Origin of the sequence: Coleofasciculus sp. (assembly GCF_046539235.1) — a bacterium.
Taxonomy (GTDB): domain Bacteria; phylum Cyanobacteriota; class Cyanobacteriia; order Cyanobacteriales; family Coleofasciculaceae; genus Coleofasciculus.
In genome coordinates this window covers 1-10,057 of sequence record NZ_JBKHHI010000240.1, presented here as the reverse complement: position 1 = coordinate 10,057, position 10,057 = coordinate 1, and the positions used below count along the sequence as shown (strand labels likewise).

Annotated in this window: 9 protein-coding genes; 6 read left to right on the top strand and 3 right to left on the bottom strand. The window is 43.3% G+C overall.

Going from position 1 to position 10,057, the window contains the following annotated elements:
- Window positions 1-257 precede the first annotated feature (257 nt).
- The gene (miaA, locus tag ACLFWI_RS19435) at window positions 258-1,187 is read left to right on the top strand and encodes a tRNA (adenosine(37)-N6)-dimethylallyltransferase MiaA (RefSeq protein WP_446414274.1); all 930 of its coding nucleotides are present in this window, start codon (window positions 258-260) and stop codon (window positions 1,185-1,187) included.
- Window positions 1,188-1,326: 139 nt separating this feature from the next.
- On the opposite strand, the gene ACLFWI_RS19430 is transcribed toward miaA, so the two are convergent.
- Window positions 1,327-1,485 carry a DUF4351 domain-containing protein gene (locus tag ACLFWI_RS19430; protein ID WP_446414273.1) on the bottom strand — a complete coding sequence of 53 codons (159 nt, stop codon included), beginning with the start codon at window positions 1,483-1,485 and terminating at the stop codon, window positions 1,327-1,329.
- A 160-nt stretch (window positions 1,486-1,645) separates the two neighbouring features.
- On the opposite strand from ACLFWI_RS19430, the gene ACLFWI_RS19425 reads away from it, so the two are divergent.
- The 3 genes from ACLFWI_RS19425 to ACLFWI_RS19415 all read left to right on the top strand — a co-directional run bounded on the left by ACLFWI_RS19425 (window position 1,646) and on the right by ACLFWI_RS19415 (window position 4,837).
- Entirely contained in the window at window positions 1,646-1,981 is a 336-nt protein-coding gene (locus ACLFWI_RS19425) for a carbonic anhydrase (RefSeq protein WP_446414276.1), read from the top strand.
- Window positions 1,982-2,219: 238 nt separating this feature from the next.
- Window positions 2,220-3,692: a glycolate oxidase subunit GlcD gene (gene glcD / locus ACLFWI_RS19420; RefSeq protein WP_446414272.1), complete on the top strand. Its 1,473-nt coding sequence runs from the start codon at window positions 2,220-2,222 to the stop codon at window positions 3,690-3,692.
- 326 nt (window positions 3,693-4,018) lie between these two features.
- Window positions 4,019-4,837, top strand: coding sequence for a hypothetical protein (locus ACLFWI_RS19415; protein WP_446414271.1), 819 nt, complete (start codon window positions 4,019-4,021; stop codon window positions 4,835-4,837).
- 169 nt (window positions 4,838-5,006) lie between these two features.
- Here ACLFWI_RS19415 and ACLFWI_RS19410 read toward each other — a convergent pair whose 3' ends face one another.
- Both ACLFWI_RS19410 and mnmH read right to left on the bottom strand, forming a co-directional pair.
- Window positions 5,007-5,903 carry an Rpn family recombination-promoting nuclease/putative transposase gene (locus ACLFWI_RS19410; RefSeq protein ID WP_446414270.1) on the bottom strand — a complete coding sequence of 299 codons (897 nt, stop codon included), beginning with the start codon at window positions 5,901-5,903 and terminating at the stop codon, window positions 5,007-5,009.
- A 77-nt stretch (window positions 5,904-5,980) separates the two neighbouring features.
- The gene (gene mnmH / locus ACLFWI_RS19405) at window positions 5,981-7,027 is read right to left on the bottom strand and encodes a tRNA 2-selenouridine(34) synthase MnmH (protein ID WP_446414275.1); all 1,047 of its coding nucleotides are present in this window, start codon (window positions 7,025-7,027) and stop codon (window positions 5,981-5,983) included.
- A gap of 154 nt (window positions 7,028-7,181) precedes the next feature.
- Between mnmH and ACLFWI_RS19400 the strand changes: the two genes are divergently transcribed.
- Window positions 7,182-8,810 carry an adenylate/guanylate cyclase domain-containing protein gene (locus tag ACLFWI_RS19400; protein ID WP_446414269.1) on the top strand — a complete coding sequence of 543 codons (1,629 nt, stop codon included), beginning with the start codon at window positions 7,182-7,184 and terminating at the stop codon, window positions 8,808-8,810.
- A gap of 210 nt (window positions 8,811-9,020) precedes the next feature.
- The gene (locus tag ACLFWI_RS19395) at window positions 9,021-10,055 is read left to right on the top strand and encodes a tetratricopeptide repeat protein (RefSeq protein WP_446414268.1); all 1,035 of its coding nucleotides are present in this window, start codon (window positions 9,021-9,023) and stop codon (window positions 10,053-10,055) included.
- The last annotated feature ends 2 nt before the right edge of the window (window positions 10,056-10,057 follow it).

Sequence of the window (10,057 nt, the reverse complement as noted above, 5' to 3'; positions counted from 1 at the left end):
GGTTTATATGCTTTAAAATGACAAAACACTCAAAAATTCTAACACAAAAGGGTTACAGGCGGCTACAGAGTTGCCTGAATAGATATTTATAGAGGGGATAGACCTTGCTTTGGATTGGGCGGGGGAGATGGGGAAGATAGGGGAGATAGGGGAGATGGGGGAGATAGGGGAGAGAAGAATTTTGTCAATGAACAATGAACCATGAACAATGAACCATGAACAATGAACCATGAACAATCAACAATCAACCATGAACAATGAACAATAACAAACATCCCCAACTGATTGTAATTTGTGGGGCGACGGCGACGGGAAAGTCTGGACTAGCGTTAGAATTGGCACAGCGATTAAATACCGTAATATTAAGCGCGGATTCCCGTCAAGTTTACCGGGAGTTTGATATTGGCACAGCTAAACCTTCAGTAGCCGAACGAAAGTTAGTACCTCATTACTTGATTGATATCTGCGAACCCACTGAAACATTAACCGTAGCAGACTATCAGGAACAAGCCCAAAAGTTAATAGCATCTCTCCCTTCGCCCCTGTTACTGGTGGGGGGTACAGGTTTATATATTAAAGCCATCGTTCGAGGATTAAAAATTCCTAGAGTCGCCCCCAATGAAGACTTGCGATCGCAGCTCTCATCTCTCGGTCAATCTCAATGCTATAATTTCTTACAACAAGTCGATCCCAGGGCAGCTAAAAAAATTCATCCCCATGATCAAGTCAGAACCTTACGAGCATTAGAAGTATTCTACATCACGGGAATCCCCATATCCAACCAGCAAGGCGAAAATCCACCAAATTATCCCATTCTTCAGATCGGTTTACAATGTCAAGACGCTGACGCCCTCACCCGTCGTATTACCCAGCGCACCGAAATGATGGTGACAGCCGGATTAGTAGAAGAAGTAAAAACATTGGCGGAAAAATATGGCTGGGATTTGCCGATTTTGGATACCTTAGGATATCGGGAAATGAAACAATATTTGGCGGGTGATATATCTTTATCTGAGGCAAAAGCGTTAACAGTTGTGCATACGCGACAATTTGCCAAGCGCCAGCGAACGTGGTTTCGGGCTTATCCAGACATTGAATGGTTTGACGCAGATAGTCCCGATTTAGTCGATCAAGTTTGGCAACATGTACAGGAATTTCGAGACAATATATCAATGAACTTAAGGTAGGTTTGTCGTTGCGCTGTCTTCGCCATAAACGCCTGCATCACTGATTACAGAGTGGGTTCGTAGTAGGGGCTTTAGCCCCTGATTTCATGGCTTTTCGGGGCGCACGCCCCGTGCGCCCCTACGAGGCTCATCCATCAATTTACAAATTATCTAGATAAGATTGTAGCTGATCAAGCGTTGAAAATTTTAGTGCTTCTAAACTCAGAGTTTCCAGTTGTTCTAAGGACAGATTTTGAAGCTGACTTCCCATCTGAGATGTCAGAGACGATAACCCATCTAACAGCAGAGAATAAAGCATCTCCAATTCCAAATGCGGATGTGTCTATATCATTCAGTAGTGGGGGTTAAATCAACGATGAGAAGATCAACGCGATCGCTGGATTTAACTCAACCTCGTCGCCCGGTTAGAACAGGTGAGTTAAGCGCGATCGCACTAAAAACGGCATAGACTTGCCCAGATTATCAACTATCGTGACCATGCAAAAATCGAATCGTTTGATCGCGATTGCAGTATTCAGGAAAACTATCAGGAGGCTGAAGGGGAAGACTTATTGAATGCAACGATTGAAGAAAACGTGTTGACGCAGATTGAAAATTTGAAGACCTATCCCTCGGTTCATGCCAAACTGTATCGGGGTCTGATTAATATTCATGCTTGGGTCTATAAAATTGAAACCGGTGGTGTTTATGTTTACAGTGCGGAACGATGCAATATCCAAGCCGAACATGAGGAGGAAAGTCAAGACCCCGAAAGCTTGAATATATCACCGTTGCTGGAGACTCAAACGGTGTAAAGGGAGATTTGTTACGGGTTACAACAAAGATTGACTAATGAACCAATATATGCATAGTTGAAATAAAAGCCTTAATTCGTTGAGAATAGTATTTTATCAACCCTTTTTTTGATTAAGGACGAAGGGCAGGTTTTGTGGATAGGTTATCGGTTGCAGGTAAACTGAACAGCAAAACTCGCCCCTACTGTATAACGTTTGACATTTAACTTTCCCGTAGCGGTACTCGTGAAATCTACCTATGTTGACCCAAGCCAAGCCCAAACGGAACTGGAAACCCATTATCAAGGAATTTGAAGCAGCTATTGGTAAAAAGGGTGTGGTTCGCCGCAAGGAGGAATTACTCACCTACGAATGTGATGGATTACCCAGTTATCGCCAACGCCCCGCCTTGGTGGTACTTCCCCGCACCACGGAACAAGTGGCGGCGGCTGTAAAACTGTGCGATCGCTATAATATCCCTTGGGTGGCGCGAGGTGCAGGCACAGGCTTATCGGGTGGTGCTTTACCCGTAGAAGATTGTGTCTTAATCGTCACCGCCTTGATGAAGCGCATCCTGGATATTGACCACGACAATCAACGCATTGTTGTCCAACCTGGAGTCATCAACAACTGGGTGACTCAAGCCGTAAGTGGTGCAGGATTCTATTATGCCCCAGACCCCTCCAGTCAGATTATATGTTCCATTGGCGGTAATGTTGCTGAAAACTCTGGCGGGGTTCATTGTCTCAAATATGGTGTGACCACAAACCATGTTTTGGGGTTAAAACTGGTGATTCCTGATGGGTCAATTGTCGATGTTGGTGGCACCATTCCGGAAATGCCGGGATATGATTTAACCGGGGTATTTGTTGGTTCAGAAGGCACATTAGGAATTGCTACAGAAATTACCCTGCGAATTCTCAAAACCCCAGAATCCATCTGTGTAGTTCTTGCCGATTTTACCAGTATAGAAGCCGCCGGTGCCGCCGTTGCCGATATTATTGGTGCGGGGATTATTCCAGCCGGAATGGAAATGATGGATAATCTCAGCATTAATGCGGTAGAAGATGTGGTGGCGACAGGATGTTATCCCCGAGATGCGGGTGCCATTTTGTTAGTAGAATTGGATGGGTTAGAGGTAGAAGTAAGCACCAACAAAAAGCGGGTGACTCAACTCTGTCAACAGAATGGGGCGCGAACCATTACCACCGCCAGTGACCCCGAAACGCGGTTGAAACTATGGAAAGGACGCAAAGCCGCATTTGCGGCGGCGGGACATCTGAGTCCGGATTATTTTGTCCAAGATGGGGTAATTCCTCGGACACAGTTAGCGCAGGTACTCAAAGAAGTTGAAGCCTTAAGTGAAAAATATGGCTATCGGATTGCCAATGTTTTTCATGCTGGAGATGGCAATTTACATCCTCTGATTCTGTACGATGAATCAATTCCCGGTGCATTTGAGCAGGTGGAAGAATTAGGGGGAGAAATTCTGCGACTTTGTGTAAATGCAGGCGGGAGTATTTCGGGGGAACATGGGATTGGTGCAGATAAGAACTGCTTTATGCCCGATATGTTCAGTGAGGCGGATTTGGAGACTATGAAATGGATTAATCAGGTGTTTAATCCCAAAGGCTTGGCGAATCCGGGAAAAGTATTTCCCACGCCTCGCACTTGTGGGGAAGCCGCCAATGCTCAAAAGTCAGCCCAGTTCAAGGATGTGGAACGATTTTAAGGTTTGTAGTAAGTTCGTAGTAAGCGCTTTAGCGCTATAAACGCATCGCATCTTACGACAAACCTCTAAGAGGTACTTATGTGGGGCGCAAGCCTTCATCCGTGTCAACTTAAGGTGAACACCAATGATAGTAAGCCGTTAGGCTATGTACCGTTTCACCCTCATCCCCTAACCCCTTCTCCCATCAAGGGAGAAGGGGAACCAAAACAAAATTATTGTATTAATACCAAAGAAGGGCGGGTTTAGTGACGTTAAGGGTTGTCTCCAAAACCTTATCGGTAAAACCCGCCCCTACACCCCAATAACTCCGCCCCCACTCCTTTGATATGAGCCAACCAGAATTCGTAAACAGTATCTTTCCGAGTTTCTATTCCTTAGTCCCAGTTAACTATTTTCCGAAAAAATGTTGGCAATTCGGCTTAGGTTTACTATGGATATTTGTACCCAGTTGGGCTAACTCGTCTTGCCAAACGTTAGACGCAATTCCAACCCAAATTCCAGAAATAAACCTGACGGCTCAATCTAAAACTCCATCAAACTCAGCCGCCCAGGAATTGGAGTTAAATCCAGAGATTATTGAGGATAGTCCCCTATTACAACGCTGGTTGCAAGACGTACCCAATGTTTTAGAGGAAATTCGCCATGACCCCAGTTTTCGCACCCGTTTCCGGTTAGGCTATTCCCAGTTTCCCTCAACTGAACAAGCGGGGGGATTGAATATTGGTGTAGAAGATATATTTATCAATCGTAGCGGTTTCACTGTTAGTGGGGATTATCACACCTCATTTAATGGCGATCGCGAAGCCTTTGGTGTAGACTTGCGATATTATCTGCGTCCTTTAGGGCGGTATGTGAATGTCGCTCCCTTGGTGGGTTATCGCTATCTGGAGTCGAATGATTACACCACAGATGGCGTAAATCTCGGCGTGAAATTGCAGTTCGTTTTATCTCGCACAGGTGCGGCTGATATTTCCTTAACCCAGAGTTTTGTCTCCCCAGAGAGTGATGATGAAGTCGGTTTAACCACCTTGTCAGTTGGGTATGCGGTTACCCCAGACTTACGCTTATCCACCGATATTCAGAAGCAAAACTCGACAGAAGAAAAAGATAGTCGAGTCGGGATTATACTGGAGTGGATGCCTTAATTTTGCCGCGTTAATATAACCATGTTGTAGAGACGTTGCATGCAACGTCTCTACCAAATGATACCAAAACCGGGTTAGCTACCCCTGTTATAAACCAGTCCGCGCAGGCGGACTTTGTTTGTGTAGCAGCGATTTCAATCGCCTCCTCTTGCTTATAACTTTAAGCTGACTATCTCTCCATCAACCAATTTTCCAGATCTTCCAGACTGTCGAACTCTAAAAAATTTTCTCCTAAATTTTCCAAATCTTCAATAGATAAATTTTGAATTTCACTGCTTGTTTCCTCAGTAATTTCTCCAAAACGCTTTTTGAGTAGTCGCATGATTAATCGCGATTCTCCTTTTTGTTCACCTTTTTGTTCTGCATAAATGATCCGCCCTTTCTCGTCTTGTAACATCATCCCCCGCCTATCTACTATATCTAATTCTTCCACTGTCATATTGGCTTGGTTAGCTAGATTTAAGGCGAATTTTATTTCCGATACTTCTCCTAAACTCTCAGGGATATCCTCCAACATCGCCGCTTCTCGCAGAAAATAAATCCACTTATCTGTCAAACTCGTTAACTCTGAGAGAGTTTTCTTAAACTTAGGTAATTCGAGAAAGATTAGCTGTAATTCCTGATTGAGAATCTCAAACTTTTTCTCTCTCTCCTGAAACACAAATTTATTGATGACATCCTCTGTTTCTTCAAAGAGAATGAAATCTGTAATAGTAACTGCCATGGCTGGATTAAGCCGGGGGTAATCTTCTCCTTTGACTAGCTGATTTGCATAAGCTTTTGCCAAGTTATAAGCCACCCTTTTGTTGAAAGCAGCCATTGAGGCGATTTGCATTTCTATTACCACAATAGAGCCATCAGTTAAAACGGCTTTAACATCTAAATAGGTGTCTTTTAAGCTGATTGTCTGACCGGGATTATAGGGATTAACAATGGTTAAGTCTTTAATGACTTGATCTCCATCATAAACAATAGCATTCAGAAAGCTGATCAATATCTCTTTGCTTTGTTCTGATCCAAATATTTTCTTAAAAGCATAATCTACTTTTGGGCTGATAAATCTCATATTTTTACTCCTTTGTTGATCAATATTTATTTAATATATTTTCTGCTGTCCCTGATATGCTCCCATACCTGCCCTCATTACTCAACCTGCTCAAGCAACGCTTCTACAGTAGTATCCGATACCTGATCAATCTCTAAGATGCGTGAGGCGTCTTGGTACAAATGTCCAATTGAACGACGGTAGGCTGGATCATAGTGGTGACTCAGCAATTCTCCGACTAATGTATGCCATTGTTCGGTGTCAATTAGATCATACCAGCGCCGAATTTTTTGCCCACCATAGCGCGATTTCAAGAACCCTAGCTTGCGTTTCAATACGTCAGGATGGCTGATGAAGTGGGGATACTCGTGCAGCAGCCGTTCGATTCTTACCGCTTGAGGAAGTTGAATTTCAATACAGTTCGCCTGCTTCATCTGTTGCCAAAGGGAGGGGGGCAAATAACGCTGTCCAATTTTATTGCTTTCGGCTTCTACCCAAATCGGCTGACTGGGTTCAAAGCGTTGTAATGCCAACAGGAGTAAGGATTCAAACTGTTTTTGCGAGGGTTGAGAGGTTGGTTTATCTTGCCATTGTTGACCGAGTAGAGAACCGCGATGATTTGCCAAACCCTCTAAATCAAGGACTTGCACGCCGCGTTGCGCTAACTGGTGTAAAATGTAGGTTTTCCCGCTACCCGTGAAACCGGATAACACCTGAAATGTCAACTGGGGCGGTAACGTTTCGAGTTGCTGGCGTACATAAGTGCGGTAGGTTTTATAGCCACCTTCTAGAACAGTCACTCGCCAGCCAATTTGACTTAAGACGCCAGCCAGACTATGAGAACGTTGACCGCCACGCCAGCAGTACACTAGAGGATGGTAGTCTTTGTCTTTAGCGGCAAAGTGAGACTCAAGATGTTGTGCAATGTTACCAGCAACCAAGGCGGCACCCAGTTTCCGGGCTGGGAAGGGGGAGACTTGCTTGTAAAGGGTTCCCACTTTCGCCCGTTGTTCATCATCGAGGACAGGTAGGTTAATAGCTTGGGGTAGATGATCGTCAGCAAACTCACTGGGACTGCGAACATCAATAATCTCAGTATAGGTTTCTAGCCAGGGTGCTTGAGTGTATGTGAGCGATCGCGCCATGCTGATTTGTCTAGAGTAGTGGATAAAGTCCCGATTGCCAACCTTTTCTAGTGTATCGGAAGCCTCAGGCGGGAGATTGACCACAAGCGACTGGGAGCAACTCTCCAGCATTCGCTATCTTGAATGAAATGATCATTAAGGGTGAGGATGGGGCGTGTCTTACTTAATTTACGATCCCGATACTCCTAATCGAAAAGTTTATAAATTGGAGCCGGGGGTCAACACCATAGGGCGTGAAGACGATAACACAATTGTCGTACTTCATGGGTATCTCTCTCGTCACCACGCTCAAATCGTTATTTCCTCAAACTCAGACAGTGCGACACTGACGGATCTGCAAAGTCTCAATGGCACGTTTGTTAACGAGTGTAAAATTGAGGAATGTCAAATCAAGCATGGGGATTTAATTCGCTTTGGTAGTGTGTTTTTCAAATTTGTGAAGACCTTTCCCACTCCTCAACAAAAACCGATCAATGAGGATACCTCGAATCTTTCGATTCTCCGGCAGGTTGCGCCTGAGAAGACGCGAATCACGATGCAGGAGTTACTGCAACCCGAGAAAGCCGATCACTCAGTTCTGAAACTCCGAAACCAAGATGCCCATCAGCGATCAGTTAATAAATTACAAATTTTGCTAGAGGTAAGCAAACAGCTTTCCTCTCCCGAAAAACCCGACCGACTGCTGCAAAAAATTCTGGATCTGTTATTTGAGATTATGCAGGTTGATCGGGCAGCGATTTTGATGGTTGATGAAAAAACGGGGGAACTTGAACAGAAAGCCGTAAAATTGCAATTCGATAGTCAAGAAAATGCTCGGTTTTACAGCAAACGGATTGCTAATTTTGTTCGCAAGCAAGGCAATGCTATTTTAACAGATGATGCCCGAATTGACACTTTGTTTAATGATTCCGTCTCGATTCTAAAACAAGGGATTCACGCCGCGATGTGCGTTCCTCTCAAACCGCGAGATACTGTCATTGGCGTCTTGTATGTGGATAATTTATCGATGACGGATATCTATTCTGAGGAAGATTTGGAGTTCTTAACCTGTCTGGCAAACCAAGCCGCGATCGCGATTGAAAATTCTCGCCTCTATACCCAGATGCAGGCGGAGGCGGTGATGCGGGATAAACTGGAACGGTTCTTTCCGCGAACGGTGAGTCGTAAGCTGCGGGAGGAAGGCAATTTAGAAATCGTTGATACGGAAGTTACAGCACTTTTTGCTGATATTAGTAACTTTACTAAAATGTCCTCCCAAATGGAACCACGGCAAATTATTGAAATGCTCAATGAGTATTTTCAGGTGATGGTTGAGGAGATTGTTTTCCCCTATGAAGGAACATTAGAAAAATATATTGGTGATGCATTGCTGGCTGTTTGGGGCGCTCCCTATCGCAAACCCAATGATGTCGATTTAGCCGTACAAGCCGCTATTGATATGCAATGGGCAGTTCGCCGTTTAAATCAAGTATGGATTCAACGCAAAAGACGACCGATTCAAATTCATATCGGCTTAAATACTGGGAAAGTCGCGGCGGGAAATATCGGTTCGGCAAAACTGATTCAGTATGCCACGATTGGTGATACTACGAATGTGACCAGTCGGATTTGTAATTTAGCCAAACCCAATGAAATTTTAATCGCTCAAAGTACGTTAGATAAACTCAATGACCGCACCATTCCTGTAGAAAAAATGCCGCCAATGCGGGTAAAGGGTAAATCTAAACCGTTAGATCTATATCGAGTTCTTTGGTATAAAACTAATAAAGAAAAGGGGATATAAAACTGGGAACAATTAAGGTTTTTTGAATAATTATTGTGCTGGAGTGAAGCCGGAAAGAGGCAAAATAGAATCGCTGTAGTGTGAACGTCTCGCTCGCTATTGGGTAGGGCTTTTTATCTATCGAGTTTAAACTGATTGAATATTTTAAAAAATTCCTTTAAACTCTAAAATTGATTGGGACTGCATTCCAGAATCAATGGGGGTTATACATTGAAGCGTATTGGTGAAATTATTAAAGGCATCGGGGTTGTTCTCGCTTTTATCTTAAGCAGTTTTGGACTGATGATAATTTTAGGCTTGATTTTACCTGCTGTTTTAGAATACAAGAGAAAGCTGGCGATTAATTATAATCGAAAAGCCGAAAAGCTTGATCAAACTAGACAGTATGATCAAGCCATTGAGATTTACAATAAAGCGATTCAAATTTATCCAAATTTAGCCTTGTTGTACTACAATCGGGGCAATTGCTTTTTTGCCCTGAATGATTACCAACAAGTCTTACAAGATTACAATGATGCCCTGACGCTGAATCCGAACTATCCACAAGTTTATCATAATCGAGGAAATACGTACTATTTATTAGCAGATTACGTTCAGGCGATCGCGGATTATACGCAAGCGATTAAATGTAATCCTAAGTATGAGCGGACTTACTATAATCGCGGTAATGCTTACTATAATTTAAGCGAGTATAGAAAAGCGTTGGCAGATTTTAGTCAGGCAATTCAACTCAATCCTAATCATGCCGAAAGTTATCATAACATCGGTAATACTTATATCGCATTGAATCAATATCAACAAGCAATTGAGAACTATGACAAAGCCATCGATATTAATCCTAGGTATGCTCAAGCTTATAATAACCGAGGTAATGGATACTACTATTTAAATAATTTTGTTAAAGCCATTGGCAATTATGCTAAAGCTATTGCTTTGGATAGTCAAAATTATGAAGCATATAATAATCGAGGTAATGCCTATTACGCGCTACAAAAGTATAAAGAGGCACTCAAGAATTATAACCAAGCATTGACCCTTTGCCCGAATCATATTGAAACCTATTACAATCGCGGATTAGCCCAGAATAAATTGAGACAAAAACAAGAAGCTATCGCGGACTTGCAGAAAGCGGTTCAATTGGCGCAGCAGCAGGAGAATCAGCTATTGCTGGAGGTGATTAAAGACGCAATTGAGAAACTGCAAATAAATCAAGAGATTCCCAATGTTTTACCCAGTCAAAGCTAAGA